The following is a 16,678-nucleotide window of genomic DNA, read 5'->3' as shown; positions in this document are numbered from 1 at the left end:
CTGATGACCCTTTACACATACGGCGGTACCGCCTCGGCGGTGCTCGTCGACGCGAACGGCAACGCGGTACCGGACTACCCCGTGACCGTCCGGATTGCCGACACCGGCACCGCCATCACGGAAATGTACGAGGCGGACGGGGTCACCCCGATTGCGCAGCTGCGCAGCAACCCCGCCAGCAGCGACACTCCTGGTGCGATTCGACGGTTCAAGATCCCCAACGTGGTCGCGATCGACTACGAGTACAACGGGCTGCAGGGCCCTGTCCGTTGGTGGGAGCAGGGGCGCGAGGTTGCCGCGGCCGCCCTCAACGGGCTCGCAGGGAAGCTCGATAAGACCGGTGGCACGGTCAGCGGGAACCTGGACATTGCGGGGCTGCTGACCGTGAACGGCGCTCCGGCCGGTGCCGGGGGGTTGCTCGCCGCGAAAATCTTCAATGTCCGCGACCGGGGGGCGCGCGGTGACGGCGTCACCGACGACGCTGCGGCGATTCAGGCCGCGCTGACCGCCGCACGCGACGCTGGTGGTGGCACGGTCCTGGTCCCGGCGGGAACGTACCGGCTCGCGACGCTGCCGCTGCGGATCTACCGCAATACGCACCTGTGGGCCCTGCCCGGTGCCCGCCTGGTCCGCGCCACCGCGGCGACGATGCTCCTCAACGGCGACTCCTCCCAGAACTTCGGGCTGTACACCGGTCACGGGAACATCACCGTGGAGGGCGGCACCTGGGACATGCAGGGCACCGTCGTCACGTCGAGCAACATGTGCATGTCGTTCGGGCACGGCGAGAACATCACCGTCAAGAACGCGACCGTGCTCGACGTGCCGGGATTCCACGGGATCGAGTACAACGCGGTCCGGCGCGGCCGTGTGCTGAACTGCAACTTCCTTGGCTACATCGACCCCGGCGGCCGGCCCGGCTCCGAGGCGATTCAGCTTGACCTCGCCAAGAGCAGTGATGTTTTTGGGGGATTTGGGCCCTATGACGACACTGTGTGTCAGGACGTGTTGATCTCCGGCTGCAGTTTCGGGCCGAGCGGCACCGCAGGCACGACGTCCTGGCCGCGCGGCATCGGCTCGCACAGCGCGTCCCCCGACCGCACCCACCGCGATATCCGCATCGTCGACTGCGAGTTCGACTCGGTGCTGCAGTACGCGGTCAGCACGTACATCTGGGACGGCGTCACCATCTCGGGCCTGACCCTGCGGGGCTGCGGGGGCGGCATCCGTATCCGGCCCATCTCGTCCACCGCCGACGTCGACCGCACCCCCGCCGGCGGGACCACGCCGACGATCCCCGGCTCGCAGCCCGTCCGCGGCTACGCGATCAGCAACGTGACGATGACCGGCGGCGGCACCTACGACGCAGCCCTGAGAGCGGATGGAGAGGACACCGGTTACATCGGCACCCTGACCGCCTCGGGCATCGTCGTCCGGGACGTCGCGAACTGGGCAGTTCGGCTCATCAAGGTGGAGGACTTCGTCCTGGACAACATCGCGGCCGTCAACTGCGGGTCCTCCGCGATCAGCACGCTGGGCGTGCGGCGCGGCCGCATCTCAGGCTGCACCGTCAACGGCGCGGCCGGGGCCGGAATCGCCCTGGACAGCCGAGACACGCTGGCCGCCACGGCAACCGACGTGACGATCTCGGACTGCTCGGTGACGGGCACCACAGCGAACGGCGCCTCGGTCTGGGACGGGGCCGACATCGTCGTCCGCGACTGTGAACTGCATGACCTGACAGGGGCCGGAATCCAGATCAGCTCCAACACCGCACGCCCGGTCATTCATGACAACAAGACGCGGAACTGCAGCTCGGCGAACATCAGCGTGTCGAGCACCGTGACGGGATGCGTGCGTTGGGGCAACACCGGCGACGCCCCCACGGCGCGCTCCGTCGCGGCCGTGGCGAACAGTACGGCCGAGGGCATCCTCGCGTCCTGGTCCATCCCGGCCGGGGACGCGGCCGACCATACGGCGTACCGGTACGTGGCGCAGGGCGTGGCCAGCACCACGGGCACGCCGACGCTCACCATCCGGGTACGCCTCGGCGGTCTGACCGGGGCGGTCCTCGCAGCGTTCACCGCCGTGACTACGAGCAGTGCGATCACAGGGCGCGGGTGGCGGGTCGAGGGCTCGCTGCTGCCAGTCGTCCCCGGATCAGCAACTGCAACATGGGCCGGTGGCGCGACGCTCGTGCACCACCTGTCCGCGACGACCGGGACAGTGCAGCACGAGATCGCCGACGGCACCGTGACGCGGGACAGCACCAGCAGTCAGACGTTGGTGGTCACCGCCCAGTGGTCGGTGGCCAGTGCCTCCAATACGGCGACTGCGCAGGTCGGGCAGCTGACACGCGCGTCCTGACCAACCCCACCCCTGTACGCCCCGCGCCGCCCGGCCGGGGCCTTTTTCATGCCCAGAGAGGGGCTCACCCATGGGAGCAGAACGACCGATCCCCGAACGGCTCGGGGACCAGACAGAGCAGGCGCAGCACCTGCGCCGGACCGGGAACGGCCCGACCGTCGAGGACGAGCAGCAGCTGCTCGCCGAGGCGTACGGCGCCCCCGACATGGCCGGGTTCTACACCGGCCCCGCAGTCGACCAGGACACCGCCGAGGCGGACGACCAGGCCGCCGACGACACCGCGGACGGGGGCGAGCAGGCATGAGCCGCGAGGGCATGATCGCTCAGATGGAGCGGTGGCTCGGGACCGGCGAGCCGAACGCGATACAGCGCTGGTACCGGGACCGAAACGGGGCGGCGTACGGCGGGAACTTCGCGTGGTGCGACGCCAACATCACCCGGGCCGCCGTCGACGCCGGCGAGTACGACGCGGTCTGCCACGGCACCGACTTCGCGTACACCGTCGCCCACGCCCAGCGGTTCAAGGACGCCGGGGAGTGGCACGCCATGACGAACGGCATCAAGGGCTCCGGCATCCGGCGCGGTGACATCGTGTTCTTCGACTGGGACGGCTCGTCGAGTATCGGCGCGATCGATCACGTTGGGATCGTCACCGGCGTGTCCGCCGACCATCGGTACGTGTACACGGTCGAGGGCAACACGGCGAACGTGTCCGCCCGCCGCGTCCGCACCGTGCACGAGATCGCCGGGTTCGGCCGGCCCAAGTACAAGGCCGCCCCGTCCCCGTCGACGACCGGCACCTACACGGTGAAGAGCGGCGACACCCTGTCGGAGATCGCGGCCGCGCACGGCACCACGACGGCGGCCCTCGCGTCCCTGAACGGGATCAAGGACCCCAACAAGCTGAGCGCCGGACAGAAGCTCAAACTGCCGACGGCCCCGGCCAAGAAGTCCGTCAGCCTGGCCAAGCTGGTCAAGGCGTTCAAGGCCGACCCGCCCAAGGCCGGCACGCCCGTCTCGTACGAGCCGACCCGGTACGTCGAGGACGCGCTCGTCGCCGAGGGGCTGCTCGCGAGCCGGTACGCCGACGGGCACGCCGGGACCGCCACGCGCAGCGCCTACACCCTGTACCAGCAGCGGCGCGGGTTCCACGGGAAGGACGCCGACGGCATCCCCGGCATGACGACGCTCACCGCGCTCGGCAAGGCGCACGGCTTCACCGTCACCGCCTGAGTGCGTGACAAAAATCCTCGAGAATTCTCGTCACAGTGACGACAACGCTCGAGTTCTCCTGCCCGCCGCCGGCAGCTCGCCGGCGGCCGGGACCCAACCCATCGGAAGGGGGCCGGTCATGGCCGGTCTGTTCATCTCCACCATGCGCACCGCAGTGCCGCTCGTCGCCGGGTGGCTGCTCACCCTGCTCGCCCGCGCCGGACTCGACATCGACTCGACGTCCGTGACGACCGCCGTGACCCTCGCGATCACCATCGTCTACTACCTGCTGTTCAGGGTCCTGGAGATCATCGGACAGCGCGCGTCCGGCACGTTCCTGCAGAACCTCGCCGGCATGTTCCTCGGCTGGGCGCGGCCGCCGAACTACCCGGACACCGAGCCGTCCCTCGACCCGGTCGACCCGCGCCCTTACGGGGACGACGCCCGACCGTTCGCATGAGGTACGCCGCTGCGGCCCGGCGGGTCAACGCCCATCTGGGCCGCCGCGGTCGCTTCCTCGCGTTCATGGGCGTCGGCAAAGTCTGCTGGGGGGTTGGGCTGATCGTGGAACCGCCCGCGCCCGAGGGGCTGGAGCTGCTGACACGGTTCGGCCCGCTGCACTGCTGGGCATGGGTGTGGATCATCGCCGGGACGGTGACGTTCGGCTCGGCATGGGTGCGGTTCGGGCAGGACCGGTTCGGGTTCCTCGCCGCGTCAGTACCGCCCGCGCTGTGGGCGTGGGTGTACGGGTGGGCTGCCCTGCTGGGCCACTATCCGCGAGGCGTGTTCATTTTCCTGTGGTACATCACGTCGCACTGTGGCGTGATCTGGTGCGCGTCGCGCGTCCCTCCCGGCGGCGGCCGCCGCCCGCTCGTCGGAAGGGCTGTAGAGGGGAGCCCGGATTGAGCGGGTGGATGGGCATAGTGGGGATGGTCGTGTCGGTGGTGGGGGTCACCGTCACGGGATGGTTCACCTATCGGGGGACGCGGACGGCGGCTGCGATCGCGGCGAGGCCGACCGCCGAACAGAATCAGTTCACGGTGCTGCAGGCCACCGTCAACCGGGTCGACCGGGAGAACACCGAGCTACGGACGCGGCAGTCACGGCTCGAATCGCTGGTGCGGGCGTGCACGTGGACGATGGACCGCTGGTCGAGACAGATGTACGACGCCGGGATCGAGCCTGTCCCCCCGCACCCGCTGGTCGAGGAGCACAACCGAACCGGAGTCTGACCATGCGCCCCCGCCCCGGCTACGGCCGGCGGCGGGGGCGCTTTCGCGCGTCTCCGGACAACGCGCGAAGGCCCCAACTGCTACGGGCGTTGGGGCCTTCGAGAGGGACCAACCACCGCGGCGGCGGTACCGTTCTGGTGTCGAGTCAGAACATGGGAGCCAGTATGCACGCTCTTCCGCATGACCACACCGGCGCACGCATCAGGCGCCTACGCCTTGAACGCCACCTCACGCAGCGCGACCTGTCCAATCTCTCGCAGGTGCCGTACTCCACCCTCACCAAGACCGAGCAGGGCATTTTGCCCGCCTCACCGCACCTGATCGCCCGAGTCGCTCAGGCACTGCGCGTCGAGGTCGCCACGGTAACTGGGCAGCCCTACGCTGCCGAACTGCGCGCCGACGAGCTCGACATACTGATCGCCCCGATCCGCGAGGCGCTCGACGTCTACGACCTCGGCCCCGACCCGGACATCGCCCCTCGCCCCGCTCAGCTACTCGACGCGGACGTCGAGGCACTGTGCGTCGCCGTCCGGGCCGGAGAGATCAAGCGCGTCGCGGGCGAGGTGCCCGCGCTCCTGGTCGAGGTCACCACGGCGGCGCACCTTGACCGCACCACCGAGGGGTGGCTGCGCCTGGCGGTGGTCTGCCGAACCGCCTATGACGTGGCGTGGAAACTGGGCTATCACGACCTCGCGACGATCGCGCTCGCCCGCATGGAGTGGGCTGCCGAGCGCGGGTCCAACGCCATCATCGGCGGCATGTACCGCTACATGCGCGCACTTACGTACCTCCGCAGCGGGCAGTACCGGACCGGGGCCCGGCTCATCACCGCCGGCCTCGGCATCCTGGACCAGGCCGAGCCCGGCCGCGAACGGGACGTCGTCACGGGGCAGCTGTACCTCGGCGCCGCCGTCATGGCCGGCCGGGCGCAGGACCGTGGCACGGCCGAGGCCCACCTCGCCGAGGCGGACCGCATCGCGCAGTCGACGGGCGAGGCCGCCCGCGTCCACTGGCTGTCGTTCGGCCCGACGAATGTCCGCGTGCACCGGGTCAGCGTGCTCGCCGAACTCGACGAGTACGCGGCCGCGTCCGACGCCGGCCGCGAGCTCGTAATCCCGCGGGACTGGCCGGCGTCTCGACGCAGCCACCATCACGCTGAGATGGCCCGTGCGCAGATGTGGACAGGGCAGCTCGACGCGTCGTTCGCGAGCCTGCTGCAGGCGCGAAAGGCTGCGCCGCAGCAGGCGAGGTATCACCAGACGGTGCGGGAGACGTACGCGGGGCTGGAGGCGGCACGCCGTCAGCTGCCCGACTCGTTCCTGTCCTACGGGTCCTGGCTGAGCGCATAACCGTACGTCACCCTTTGGCCCCGACTATCAACATGTCGTGATAGTCGGGGCCTTGTCGTGGGTGCACCCTGGTCGTCAGCAGTCGGTAGCGCGACGATCACCTGGGGCGATCATGATGACTTTGAGGGTGTACGAGGTGAACCGGGCTGGCAGCGTCCGAGAGTTACGGCCCACGGCCGAGGTCGTGCCCGTCGCTCAGGCAGACCGCACTGCTGCCTACCCCGACTGCCAGTGCCCGCGCCACCGCGCCGACACCGCCTACCGCACGTACGTGACTCACACCGCCAGCTGCGCCACCTGCCGCGCCGGGTTTTCGTGCGCCACCGCCGTTCAGCTCGGGCGCGCCTGGCGGGAGGCGCGCCGGTGAGCCGCTGCCCCCTCGATAGCGACCACGCCCTCGCGTTCGAGGACGACGGCGAGGCGTACTGCGCGGAGCACGGCGTCAGGTTCCTGCAGCACGCGGCCCCGATGGGGCCCCAGTTCTCCCGGCCGGCCACCGAGCCGGACCGGGATGCACAGAGATGAAGCCGAGCACCACGCACCCATGGAGGTAGCAGTGACCGCACCCTTCGCTCTTCAGTTCACCCAGCCCCGCAAGCCGGAGCCGGTGACGCCGTTCACGTACGACCCCGAGCGCCAGCTGTCGGTCTGCCCGGACGGCTCCCCGGCCGCAACGGCTTACCCCATCCTCCTGCGGACCGAGACGACGTCCTCGACCGCGGGCAGCGCGACGCACAACGACGACGACTGACATGACCGCCCTCATCCTCACGTCCGAGGACGACGTCACGGCGGACATGGTGATTCACCGCCTGGTCCAGCAGGGGACTCCGGTCCTGCGCCTGGACCCCGCCGACATCCCTGGCCGTGTGGCCCTCGCCGCCCGCATCACCGCGGGCGGCGAGGTGGCCGGCCACATCGACACCGGTCGCCACCGCCTGGCCCTCGCCGACATCCGGTCCGTATGGCTGCGCCGCCCCGGCACCCCCGGGGCCGAAGCGACCGAGCAACGCGAGTGGGTCTCGCTGGAGACCGAGCGCGCCTTCTACGGGGCGCTGCGCGCCACCGGTGCCCCTTGGATGAACGACCCCGACGCGGTCAACCGGAGCCGCTACAAGCTCTGGCAGTTGCGCGTCGCCGCCGAAGCCGGGCTGCTGATCCCCGACACGCTCGTCACGACCGAGCCCGAGGGCGCTGCCCAGTTTGCGGTCGGCGGCTCGGCCATCGTGAAGAGCGTCAGCGGCCGTCACCCGGAGAGCCCACCCGTCACGCTGCCCACCGTGCGCGTCCCGGCCCACGCGGACTTCTCCGGGGTCGCGGCCTCGGCGACGTGCCTGCAGCGGGAGGTCGCCAAGGTGGCCGATCTGCGACTGACCGTGGTCGGCGACCGCATGTTCCCCTGCCTCATCACCGCAGACGGCACGCTCGACTGGCGGTTCCTCCCGCCCGAGGAATGCGGCTGGTCGCTGGGCGAGATCCCACCTGCGCTGGCCAAGGCGGTGCGCCGGTACATGGCGGCCGCCGACCTGGTGTACGCGGCGCTGGATTTCGCCGTGGACAGCGACGGCCGGCACTGGTTCCTGGAGGCAAACGCCGGCGGGCAGTTCGGTTTCGTGGAGATCACCACGGGGGCGCCGATTGCGCAGGCCGTCGCTGACTGGCTCACTTGTCCCGCCCCGTCACCCGTAGGAGCGACCCCATGTCCGAGATGACCGCCGAGCGCTACCCTCCGCAGATGGGCAATCACGAGCGCTACTACGCCTACACCCCTCTGACGTCCCCGTTCGAGATGAGCTGGGGGCCGAAGGACTGCGACACATGCCACGAGCCGCAACTCGCCTGGGCCTACCCGCTGAACGCGGTGACGTACCCGCGGCAGGTCGACGCCGAGGGGACGGTCCGAGTCATCGCCCACGCGGCGCAGCAGTGGTTCGCCTGCGCCCGCTGCTGGTCGTACATCGAGCGCGACGAGTGGGAGGAGCTCGCCGTCGAGCTGGGCGTGGAGCCCGGAGCGTTCGACCGGCTCGCGCGGGCCAGGATGAGCGCGCCGGGGCATGCGTTCAACCGGCGCCCGATGGGGGGCTGAACTGTTCTCGGCCCCGGCCGCCCACGGCCGGGGCTATGTCCGTATGAGGTCGCCGACGTTGACGCCCACGACGGCCGCGATGCGTACGAGGGTGTCGATTCCGGTGTTCACGTGACCGAGCTCGATCCGGTTGATCGTTTGCCGGTCGACGCCAGCGAGTTCTCCGAGCCGTTCCTGAGAGAGGCGCCGCTGCCGGCGGGCGTCTCGGATGCGGGTGCCGATCAGCCGTCGGTGGGTGAGGACCCACTCGGGGGGTGGTTCGGTCGGCGGCACCGTTCAACGGTTGCCCGCTCATGATCATTTGTCTGTATCAGATAACGTACTTTTCCAGTGAGCGGAATACCATGTTCACTCGTGCACACGTTCGAGTGATACTGGACGCAGACACTTGAAGGCTTAACTGTTGCCATGATCCGCTCTGGGCTGACTCCCGAGTAAGATCCCCGCGAGCACCCAGACAGGTGATACCAGTGCCCCCCTCCGATCTCGTTGAGCTCACGCCCAGCCAGACGTCGCGCTTGGAGTTTGCGCGCGCTGATCTCGCAGAGGCACGGACAGCCGATCTTGCGACTCTGGGGGAGCCGGGGCTGATCGTGCTCGTCGAGCGCTTGCGGGGCCGCCTCGACGAGGTTCTCTCAGTCGTCAGCGAGATCGCCCAGGGGTGAGAGCGTGCGCCACCTGCAGTGATCTCTCCTAGTCACCCATCTGTCTGCGCGAGATTATCGGGATCCAATCTGGCGATCATGCTCGTTCTGCTCATCGGGCCGCCCGGCCGGGCGCTGCGGGCCGAACGCGGGGGACTGGCCCCCCGGCTGGGGATCTCCTTGCGGATGACCGCACTGCTCGGCGGCGGGCTCACGCTCGCCTTCGTCCTGGTCTGCCGGCCCGAACCGAGTGTGCTGAGGGCCGCCGCGTGCGGGCTGATCACACTCCTCGCCATCGGCACCGGCCGACGCCGGACGCTGATCCCCGCACTGTGTGCCGCCGTGCTGCTGCTGGTGCTCTACGACCCGTGGCTGGCGCGCAGTTACGGCTTCGTGCTGTCGGTGCTGGCCACCGGCGCCCTGCTGACCCTGGCCCCGCGCTGGAGCGAGGCGCTGCGCCGGCGTCGGGTGCCGCCACGGCTTGCGGAGGCGCTGGCCGCCGCGGCCGCCGCGCAGGCGGTGTGCTCGCCCGTGGTGGTGCTGCTCGCCTCCCGGGTGAGTCTCGTGGCGGTGCCGTGCAATCTGCTGGCGGAGTTCGCCGTGGCGCCGGCCACGGTCCTCGGGTTCGCCGCGCTGGCCCTGGCGCCGGTGGCGATGGGGGCGGCCGGGCTGCTCGCCGTGGTCGCGGGGTGGCCGGCCGGGTGGATCGCCTCGGTGGCCAGGGCCGGAGCGGCGTTCCCCGGGGCGGAGACCGACTGGCCCGACGGCCTCTCCGGGGCCGCGCTGCTGGCTGCCGTGATCCTCGTCCTGGTACCGGCCGCGCGCTGGGCCGGACGCCGCCCGTGGGTCTGCACGGCCGCCGCGCTGCTGCTGGTCCTCGCGGTGCTCCGGCCGGTGCCGCTGACCCGGGTGCTGACCGGGTGGCCGCCGCCCGGCTGGGCGTTCGCCATGTGCGACGTCGGGCAGGGCGACGCCCTGGTGCTCGCGGCGGGGCGGGGCTCCGGCGTGGTCGTGGACGCCGGCCCCGATCCCCGGCCCGTCGACCGGTGCCTGCGCGAACTGGGCGTGAGCCGCGTGCCGTTGCTCCTGCTCACCCACTTCCACGCCGACCATGTGCGGGGCCTCCCCGGGGTGCTGCGCGGCAGGGCGGTGGGCGCGATCCAGACGACGGGCCTGGACGAGCCGCCGGAGCAGGCCGCGTTCGTCCGGAGAACGGCGGCGGCGGCCGGCGTGCCCGTCCTGCGCTCCGCCCCCGGGGAACGGCGGCGGATCGGCGCGCTGGACTGGCAGGTGCTGTGGCCACCGGGCACGGCGGGCGCGGCCCCGGCGGCCCGCCCCCTCGCGTACGACGTGCCGCAGGACCCGAACGATGCCAGCGTCACCCTGTTCGTGCGGACCGGCGGGCTGACCCTGCTGCTGCCGGGCGACCTGGAACCGCCCGCCCAGCAGGCGCTGCTGCTCAGCCATCCGGAGCTGCCCCGGGTGGACGTGCTCAAGGTCGCCCACCACGGCTCCGCGCACCAGGACAGTGCCCTGCTGCGGGCCGTCCGGCCCAGGTTCGCGCTGGTGAGCGTGGGCCGGGACAACCCGTACGGGCACCCGGCGCCCCGGACGGTCGACGCGCTCGCGGAGGCGGGGGCGGTGGTGCTGCGCACCGACAGGGACGGGGCGATCGCGGTGGCCGGTGGGGGGAGCGCGCTGCGGGCGGTGGGGCGGTCATGAGGGCGTACGCGGCGGGGCGGCGGGCCGCGTCCGACGCGCCGGTCCGGCCGGGGGGCGTCCGGGCCCCGGCCTCGGACCAGCCAGCGCCCGTCCGTCATCAGGTCGCGGCCGGGCTGCTCGTTGGACTCCCGCCACGCTCTGACCGCGTACGGGGTGAAGCGGAGGTACACCCAGGGCCTGCCCGGCGGATCTTCGTGGGCCCACGACGCCTGGTACATACTCTCGCCGCACGCCCGAATTATCCGAGTACATCCAGCTCCTGGACAAGATCGTGGCCCGCGAGCGCGGCGGCTTCTGCTACGAACTCAACGGCGCGTTCGCCGTACTGCTGCGGGCGCCCGGTTTCCACGTCACCCTCCTCCAGGCCCGGGTCCACGGCGTCGGGGGACGGCTCGGCATCCCGTACGACCATCTGGCACCGCGTGTCGAGATGGTGGACGGGACCGGGCCGTGGCTCGCCGACGTCGGCTTCGGCGACCACGCCAGGTACCCGCTCGCGCTCGACGACCGCGCCGACCAGGAGGGCCCGGGCAGCGTCTTCCGGATCGCCCCGGCCGAGGCCGGCGGCGGGGGGCTCGGGGACCTCGACGTCCTGTCCGACGGCAGGCCCCGACTCCGGCTGGAGCGGCGGGGCAGGGAACTGGCCGGCTTCCGGGCCGGCGCCTGGTACCACCGCACCTCGCCCGACTCCCACTTCACCCCGGCCCCGGTCTGCTCGCGCTGCACGGACGACGGACGGATCACCCTCAGCGGCCGCAAGCTCCTCACGATGGTGGGCGGCGAGCGGCACGAGACACCGCTGGGCGGCGACGAGGTGCTGGCGGCCTACCGGGACCACTTCGGCCTTCACCCGGACCGGCTTCCGGGAGATCAGGACCTTCGGTAACACCTGTACCCAAGCCGCTACCAGCCGCTCTGTTTGCCTCGAACGCCCCAATGGTGGTCGAATGCATGCTCGTCGGCGGGCCGCTGCTCCGACAACGACGTCTGCCCTCCGGCCCGAGGTGAGCGAGTGCCCGGGAGTGTGTGGAGATGTTCGGCCGTTGGTTCGGAAACAAAGGTGCGACGGGCGCCGCTCGGGGCAATGCCCTCGCCGGACTGGTGGTGCCGGACTCGGCGGGTGTCCTCAGCTGCCGGGTGCTCGACCCGGTCAACGAGCCCGTGCCGCTGGCGGAGTTCGTGCTGACGGACCGGGCGGGGCGCAAGGTGGTCGGGGGCGAGACCGACCCGTACGGCAGTGTCATGGCCACGGTTCCGGCGGGGGAGTACCGGCTGGCCGTCACGGCGGAGGGATTCACCCCCTTCCACGGCTCGGCCACGGTCACCGAGGGCGGCCATGCGAGTCTCGGCGATGTGACCCTCCAGGTCGCCGCCCCGCCGCAGCTGCCCGAGCCGGGCGACTGGGAGATCGAACCGACGCACTCCCAGATCGGTTTCACCGCCCGGCACATCGGGATGGCCCGTATCCACGGCCGGTTCAACACCTTCGCGGGGGTGGTGCGGATCGCCGACCGCATGGAGGACTCGGCGATGCACGTGGTCATGGACGCCGCGTCGATCGACACGAACGTCCAGATGCGCGACGACCACCTGCGTTCCAGCGACTTCCTGGACGTCGGGCGCTACCCGACGCTGGAGTTCTACAGCGAACGCTTCGTGCACCGGGGCGGGACCCGCTGGGGTGTGAGCGGTGCGCTCACGCTGCACGGGGTGAGCCGTACGGTGACCCTCGACACCCAGTACCTCGGGCTCGGCAACGGCATGGAGGGCGAGCGCCGGGCCGCCTGCCGTGCCACCACCCAACTGCACCGCGAGGACTTCACCCTGACCTGGCAGACGATGCTGGCGCGCGGCATCGCGGTGGTCGGCCCGAGCATCTCCATCGAGATGGACATCCAGATCGTCCCGAAGGGCTGAGTCCTCGCCCCACGGGGCGGGGCCCGGGGGCGCCCTACGGCGCCTCCAGCCACCCCTCGTACTCCGCGGCGAACGCGTCGAGCGCCGCCGGGTCGAGACGGCGGTCCGGGTCCTCCACGACGAGCAGCCACTGAGCGTCCTCGGCGTCGTCCTCGCCCGCCAGGGCGTCACGCACGAGCAGCGGTTCGTCGGTGACGCCGAACCGCTCGGCGAGTTCCTCCGCCGCCTCCTCGGCTCCATCGCGGTCGGGCAGCACCAGCACGTGTCTCTCATCGCTCACGTGCCCATTCTCGGATACGGGGGAGGATGCGGCGGAACCGGCCGCGACCGGGCTGTCAGTGGCCCGTGGGATGCTGGACGGCGATGGCCACCAGAAGGAATTCCACCGACGACCCGCTCGCCCCGCTCACGCTCGCCGTGGGGCAGGAGGACCTGCTCCTCGACCGAGCCGTGCAGCAGGTGGTGGCGGCCGCGCGCGCCGCCGACGCCGACACGGACGTCCGGGACCTCACCCCCGACCAGCTCCAGCCGGGCACGCTGGCCGAGCTGACCAGCCCTTCGCTGTTCGCCGAGCGCAAGGTCGTGATCGTGCGCAACGCGCAGGACCTGAGCGCGGACACGGTCAAGGACGTCAAGAAGTACCTGGACGACCCGGTCGAGGAGATCACCCTCGTCCTGCTCCACGCGGGCGGTGCCAAGGGCAAGGGACTGCTCGACGCGGCCCGCAAGGCGGGGGCCCGCGAGGTCGCGTGCCCGAAGACGACGAAGCCGGCCGAACGGCTGTCCTTCGTACGGGGTGAGTTCCGCACGCTGGGACGGTCCGCGACGTCGGAGGCGTGCCAGGCGCTGGTCGACTCCATCGGGAGCGACCTGCGGGAGCTGGCGAGCGCGGTGTCGCAGCTCGTCGCGGACATCGAGGGCACGATCGACGAGACGGTCGTCGGGCGCTACTACACGGGGCGGGCCGAGGCGTCCAGCTTCACGGTCGCCGACCGGGCGGTCGAGGGGCGGGCGGCGGAGGCCCTGGAGGCCCTGCGGTGGTCCCTGTCCACGGGCGTGGCGCCCGTCCTGATCACCAGTGCGCTGGCGCAGGGCGTACGGGCGATCGGCAAGCTGTCCTCGGCGCGCGGGGGGCGGCCGGCGGACCTCGCGCGTGAGCTGGGCATGCCGCCCTGGAAGATCGACCGGGTGCGGCAGCAGATGCGGGGGTGGACGCCGGACGGGGTCGCGGTGGCGCTGCGGGCGGTCGCGGAGGCGGACGCGGGGGTGAAGGGGGGCGGGGACGACCCCGAGTACGCGTTGGAGAAGGCGGTGGTGGCCGTAGCGGGGGCGGCGCGGGGCGGGCGTAGCCCGCGGTAGTTGCGGTGCGGCGGGGCCCCTGTGCGCTGCGGCTCTCCTCGTGCGCCGGACGGGCTTGAGCTTGCCGTTCGGGCGTCCCCAGCGCCGGACGGGCTGGGTTCTGCCGTGCGGGCCGTGGCCGTGCAGGCTCGGGCGTCCTCGAGTGCCGTGCCGACCGGCTTCGCCGAACCGGCTGGTTCGCCGTGCGGGCTTGAAAGAAGGACAGCCCATGCCGAAGGCCCCGCTCCCTGGGGAAAGGGTGGCGGGGCCTCGGGTTCAGACTGGTGCGTCGCACCCGCGTGGCGAACGCAGGTTCGGTGTGCGGCGCGGGGGCCGGGCAGGAGCGGGGTAGAGGGCCCGCTTGGTCCGTTCCGGCGATGGGATCAGATCGCTCAGCCCTGGAGGGTGGCAGCCTTGGAGGCCAGCGCCGACTTCTTGTTGGCGGCGGCGTTCTTGTGGATGACACCCTTCGAGACGGCCTTGTCCAGCTGGCGGGACGCGGCGCGCACGGCGACGGTGGCCTTCTCGACGTCGCCGGCGGCGACGGCCTCGCGGGCCTTGCGGATCGCGGTCTTGAGCGACGACTTGACGGCCTTGTTGCGCAGGCGCGCCTTCTCGTTCGTCTTGTTCCGCTTGATCTGGGACTTGATGTTCGCCACGAAAGAGCCTTTTCAGGTTCGTTGGATCTTCGATGTGTGTCCGTGCGGCCCGAGAGCCACATGGCACAGCTGTCCACGGTAGCAGGAGCGGTCCGACCGGCCCAAACCGGTCGCCGCCCCGCAGGCGTGGGACGATGGAGGCTACGTACAGATCCGACCCGACCCGAACCGACCCGAGACACGGCGTCCGGCGTCTCAAGAATCAGGACCCTGCGTGCCCGCGACTCCTCTCCACGTGCCCGAGCCGAGCCGTACCGACCCGGCGCTGATCCGCAACTTCTGCATCATCGCGCACATCGACCACGGCAAGTCGACCCTTGCCGACCGGATGCTGCAGCTCACCGGGGTGGTCGACCAGCGGCAGATGCGCGCTCAGTACCTCGACCGGATGGACATCGAGCGCGAGCGCGGCATCACCATCAAGTCCCAGGCGGTCCGGCTGCCCTGGGCGCCTACCACCGGTGAGGGCCAGGGCAGCACCCATGTCCTCAACATGATCGACACGCCGGGCCACGTCGACTTCACGTACGAGGTCTCCCGGTCGCTGGCCGCCTGCGAGGGCACGATCCTGCTGGTCGACGCCGCGCAGGGCATCGAGGCCCAGACCCTGGCCAACCTCTACCTGGCGATGGAGAACGACCTCACCATCGTCCCGGTGCTCAACAAGATCGACCTGCCGGCCGCCCAGCCCGAGAAGTTCTCCGAGGAGCTGGCCCACCTCATCGGCTGCCAGCCGGAGGACGTGCTCAAGGTCTCCGCGAAGACCGGCATGGGGGTGGACGCGCTGCTCGACCGCGTCGTCCGGGACGTCCCGGCGCCGGTCGGTGACGCCGACGCGCCCGCCCGCGCGATGATCTTCGACTCGGTCTACGACTCGTACCGGGGCGTCGTCACGTATGTCCGTGTCGTCGACGGCTCGCTGAACAAGCGCGAGCGGATCCGGATGATGTCGACCGGCGCCACGCACGAGCTGCTGGAGATCGGCGTCTCCTCGCCCGAGATGACGCCCTCCGACGGCATCGGCGTCGGCGAGGTCGGCTACATCATCACCGGTGTGAAGGACGTCCGGCAGTCCAAGGTCGGTGACACGATCACCTCGCTGAACAACGGGGCGACCGAGGCGCTGGGCGGCTACAAGGACCCCAAGCCGATGGTGTTCTCCGGGCTCTACCCGCTGGACGGATCGGACTACCCGGACCTGCGCGAGGCCCTGGACAAGCTCCAGCTCAACGACGCCGCCCTGGTGTACGAGCCGGAGACCTCCGCGGCGCTCGGCTTCGGCTTCCGCGTCGGTTTCCTCGGCCTGCTCCACCTGGACGTGGTCCGCGAGCGGCTGGAGCGCGAGTTCGGCCTCGACCTCATCGCCACCGCGCCCAACGTGGTCTACCGGGTCGAGATGGAGGACGGCAGCGAGCACGTCGTCACCAACCCGAGTGAATTCCCCGAGGGCAAGATCGACAAGGTGCACGAGCCGGTCGTCCGGGCCACGGTCCTGGCGCCCAGCGAGTTCATCGGCGCGATCATGGAGCTGTGCCAGCAGCGCCGCGGCACCCTCCTCGGCATGGACTACCTCTCCGAGGACCGGGTCGAGATCCGTTACACGCTGCCGCTCGCGGAGATCGTCTTCGACTTCTTCGACCAGCTGAAGTCCAAGACCCGCGGTTACGCCTCCCTCGACTACGAGCCCACCGGCGAGCAGTCGGCCCAGCTCGTCAAGGTCGACATCCTGCTGCACGGCGACAAGGTCGACGCGTTCTCCGCGGTCACCCACAAGGACAAGGCGTACGCGTACGGCGTGCGCCTCGTCGCCAAGCTGCAGAAGCTCATCCCCCGGCAGAACTTCGAGGTGCCGATCCAGGCGGCCATCGGCTCCCGGGTGATCGCCCGTGAGACGGTCCGGGCCATCCGCAAGGACGTGCTCGCCAAGTGCTACGGCGGCGACATCTCCCGTAAGCGCAAGCTGCTGGAGAAGCAGAAGGAAGGCAAGAAGCGGATGAAGATGGTCGGCAACGTGGAGGTGCCGCAGGACGCGTTCATCTCCGTGCTGTCGACCGACGAGTCCGCCGGGGAAGGCAAGGCCAAGAAGTAGTCCTGGCAGGCAGAGACGGCGGCCCCCGTATCGCAGCACGCTGCGATACGGGGGCCCGTTCGT

Annotated in this window: 16 protein-coding genes and 2 pseudogenes; 15 read left to right on the top strand and 3 right to left on the bottom strand. The window is 70.8% G+C overall.

Annotation, left to right across the window (positions count from 1 at the left end):
* Positions 1-3: 3 nt before the first annotated feature.
* From ACLQ2N_RS08155 to ACLQ2N_RS08110, 10 genes are all read left to right on the top strand, one after another.
* Positions 4-2,367: a glycosyl hydrolase family 28-related protein gene (locus ACLQ2N_RS08155; protein ID WP_425810560.1), complete on the top strand. Its 2,364-nt coding sequence runs from the start codon at positions 4-6 to the stop codon at positions 2,365-2,367.
* A 70-nt stretch (positions 2,368-2,437) separates the two neighbouring features.
* Positions 2,438-2,671, top strand: a complete 234-nt coding sequence (locus ACLQ2N_RS08150; RefSeq protein ID WP_425810558.1) for a hypothetical protein — start codon at positions 2,438-2,440, stop codon at positions 2,669-2,671.
* The gene (locus tag ACLQ2N_RS08145) at positions 2,668-3,600 is read left to right on the top strand and encodes a LysM peptidoglycan-binding domain-containing protein (RefSeq protein WP_425810556.1); all 933 of its coding nucleotides are present in this window, start codon (positions 2,668-2,670) and stop codon (positions 3,598-3,600) included. Before ACLQ2N_RS08150 ends, ACLQ2N_RS08145 begins: the two co-directional genes overlap by 4 nt.
* A 118-nt stretch (positions 3,601-3,718) precedes the next feature.
* Positions 3,719-4,039 carry a hypothetical protein gene (locus ACLQ2N_RS08140; RefSeq protein ID WP_425810554.1) on the top strand — a complete coding sequence of 107 codons (321 nt, stop codon included), beginning with the start codon at positions 3,719-3,721 and terminating at the stop codon, positions 4,037-4,039.
* Complete coding sequence (locus ACLQ2N_RS08135; RefSeq protein ID WP_425810552.1) at positions 4,036-4,485, top strand: hypothetical protein; 450 nt, start codon at positions 4,036-4,038, stop codon at positions 4,483-4,485. The genes ACLQ2N_RS08140 and ACLQ2N_RS08135 overlap by 4 nt, the downstream gene beginning before the upstream one ends.
* Before the next feature lie 8 nt (positions 4,486-4,493).
* Positions 4,494-4,811, top strand: coding sequence for a hypothetical protein (locus ACLQ2N_RS08130; RefSeq protein WP_425810550.1), 318 nt, complete (start codon positions 4,494-4,496; stop codon positions 4,809-4,811).
* 164 nt (positions 4,812-4,975) lie between these two features.
* Positions 4,976-6,160: a helix-turn-helix domain-containing protein gene (locus ACLQ2N_RS08125; RefSeq protein WP_425811314.1), complete on the top strand. Its 1,185-nt coding sequence runs from the start codon at positions 4,976-4,978 to the stop codon at positions 6,158-6,160.
* A 556-nt stretch (positions 6,161-6,716) separates the two neighbouring features.
* Positions 6,717-6,911: a putative ATP-grasp-modified RiPP gene (gene tgmA / locus ACLQ2N_RS08120; RefSeq protein WP_425810548.1), complete on the top strand. Its 195-nt coding sequence runs from the start codon at positions 6,717-6,719 to the stop codon at positions 6,909-6,911.
* Position 6,912: 1 nt separating this feature from the next.
* Positions 6,913-7,872 (top strand): MvdC/MvdD family ATP grasp protein, encoded by a 960-nt coding sequence (locus tag ACLQ2N_RS08115; protein ID WP_425810546.1) that lies wholly within the window; start codon positions 6,913-6,915, stop codon positions 7,870-7,872.
* Complete coding sequence (locus tag ACLQ2N_RS08110) at positions 7,860-8,246, top strand: hypothetical protein (protein ID WP_425810544.1); 387 nt, start codon at positions 7,860-7,862, stop codon at positions 8,244-8,246. The genes ACLQ2N_RS08115 and ACLQ2N_RS08110 overlap by 13 nt, the downstream gene beginning before the upstream one ends.
* 33 nt (positions 8,247-8,279) lie before the next feature.
* Here ACLQ2N_RS08110 and ACLQ2N_RS08105 read toward each other — a convergent pair whose 3' ends face one another.
* A complete protein-coding gene (locus tag ACLQ2N_RS08105; protein WP_425810542.1) occupies positions 8,280-8,519 on the bottom strand; it encodes a helix-turn-helix transcriptional regulator in 240 nt (79 codons plus the stop codon).
* Between the two features lie 446 nt (positions 8,520-8,965).
* On the opposite strand from ACLQ2N_RS08105, the pseudogene ACLQ2N_RS08100 reads away from it, so the two are divergent.
* The 3 genes and pseudogenes from ACLQ2N_RS08100 to ACLQ2N_RS08090 all read left to right on the top strand — a co-directional run.
* Positions 8,966-10,612: pseudogene (locus ACLQ2N_RS08100) on the top strand (ComEC/Rec2 family competence protein); the annotation flags it as partial.
* Positions 10,613-10,868: 256 nt separating this feature from the next.
* Positions 10,869-11,498 (top strand): annotated as a pseudogene (locus ACLQ2N_RS08095) (arylamine N-acetyltransferase family protein); the annotation flags it as partial.
* Positions 11,499-11,644: 146 nt separating this feature from the next.
* Positions 11,645-12,529, top strand: a complete 885-nt coding sequence (locus ACLQ2N_RS08090; protein ID WP_425810540.1) for a YceI family protein — start codon at positions 11,645-11,647, stop codon at positions 12,527-12,529.
* 34 nt (positions 12,530-12,563) lie between these two features.
* Here ACLQ2N_RS08090 and ACLQ2N_RS08085 read toward each other — a convergent pair whose 3' ends face one another.
* Positions 12,564-12,809 (bottom strand): hypothetical protein, encoded by a 246-nt coding sequence (locus ACLQ2N_RS08085; RefSeq protein ID WP_425810538.1) that lies wholly within the window; start codon positions 12,807-12,809, stop codon positions 12,564-12,566.
* 83 nt (positions 12,810-12,892) lie between these two features.
* Between ACLQ2N_RS08085 and holA the strand changes: the two genes are divergently transcribed.
* Positions 12,893-13,888 (top strand): DNA polymerase III subunit delta, encoded by a 996-nt coding sequence (gene holA, locus ACLQ2N_RS08080; protein WP_425810536.1) that lies wholly within the window; start codon positions 12,893-12,895, stop codon positions 13,886-13,888.
* Positions 13,889-14,259: 371 nt separating this feature from the next.
* Here holA and rpsT read toward each other — a convergent pair whose 3' ends face one another.
* Complete coding sequence (gene rpsT, locus ACLQ2N_RS08075) at positions 14,260-14,526, bottom strand: 30S ribosomal protein S20 (RefSeq protein ID WP_018103239.1); 267 nt, start codon at positions 14,524-14,526, stop codon at positions 14,260-14,262.
* Positions 14,527-14,740: 214 nt separating this feature from the next.
* On the opposite strand from rpsT, the gene lepA reads away from it, so the two are divergent.
* Positions 14,741-16,615: a translation elongation factor 4 gene (gene lepA, locus ACLQ2N_RS08070; protein ID WP_425810534.1), complete on the top strand. Its 1,875-nt coding sequence runs from the start codon at positions 14,741-14,743 to the stop codon at positions 16,613-16,615.
* The last annotated feature ends 63 nt before the right edge of the window (positions 16,616-16,678 follow it).

Origin of the sequence: Streptomyces sp. DT224 (assembly GCF_049844595.1) — a bacterium.
Taxonomy (GTDB): Bacteria; Actinomycetota; Actinomycetes; order Streptomycetales; family Streptomycetaceae; genus Streptomyces.
This window is presented reverse-complemented; position numbering and strand designations above follow the sequence as displayed.

Bases quoted from the DNA above. Each gene is read 5' to 3' on its own strand.
- ACLQ2N_RS08155 (WP_425810560.1), top strand. From the start codon at position 4: ATGACCCTTTACACATACGGCGGTACCGCCTCGGCGGTGCTCGTCGAC.
- ACLQ2N_RS08150 (WP_425810558.1), top strand. From the start codon at position 2,438: ATGGGAGCAGAACGACCGATCCCCGAACGGCTCGGGGACCAGACAGAG.
- ACLQ2N_RS08145 (WP_425810556.1), top strand. From the start codon at position 2,668: ATGAGCCGCGAGGGCATGATCGCTCAGATGGAGCGGTGGCTCGGGACC.
- ACLQ2N_RS08140 (WP_425810554.1), top strand. From the start codon at position 3,719: ATGGCCGGTCTGTTCATCTCCACCATGCGCACCGCAGTGCCGCTCGTC.
- ACLQ2N_RS08135 (WP_425810552.1), top strand. From the start codon at position 4,036: ATGAGGTACGCCGCTGCGGCCCGGCGGGTCAACGCCCATCTGGGCCGC.
- ACLQ2N_RS08130 (WP_425810550.1), top strand. From the start codon at position 4,494: ATGGGCATAGTGGGGATGGTCGTGTCGGTGGTGGGGGTCACCGTCACG.
- ACLQ2N_RS08125 (WP_425811314.1), top strand. From the start codon at position 4,976: ATGCACGCTCTTCCGCATGACCACACCGGCGCACGCATCAGGCGCCTA.
- ACLQ2N_RS08115 (WP_425810546.1), top strand. From the start codon at position 6,913: ATGACCGCCCTCATCCTCACGTCCGAGGACGACGTCACGGCGGACATG.
- ACLQ2N_RS08110 (WP_425810544.1), top strand. From the start codon at position 7,860: ATGTCCGAGATGACCGCCGAGCGCTACCCTCCGCAGATGGGCAATCAC.
- ACLQ2N_RS08090 (WP_425810540.1), top strand. From the start codon at position 11,645: ATGTTCGGCCGTTGGTTCGGAAACAAAGGTGCGACGGGCGCCGCTCGG.
- holA (WP_425810536.1), top strand. From the start codon at position 12,893: ATGGCCACCAGAAGGAATTCCACCGACGACCCGCTCGCCCCGCTCACG.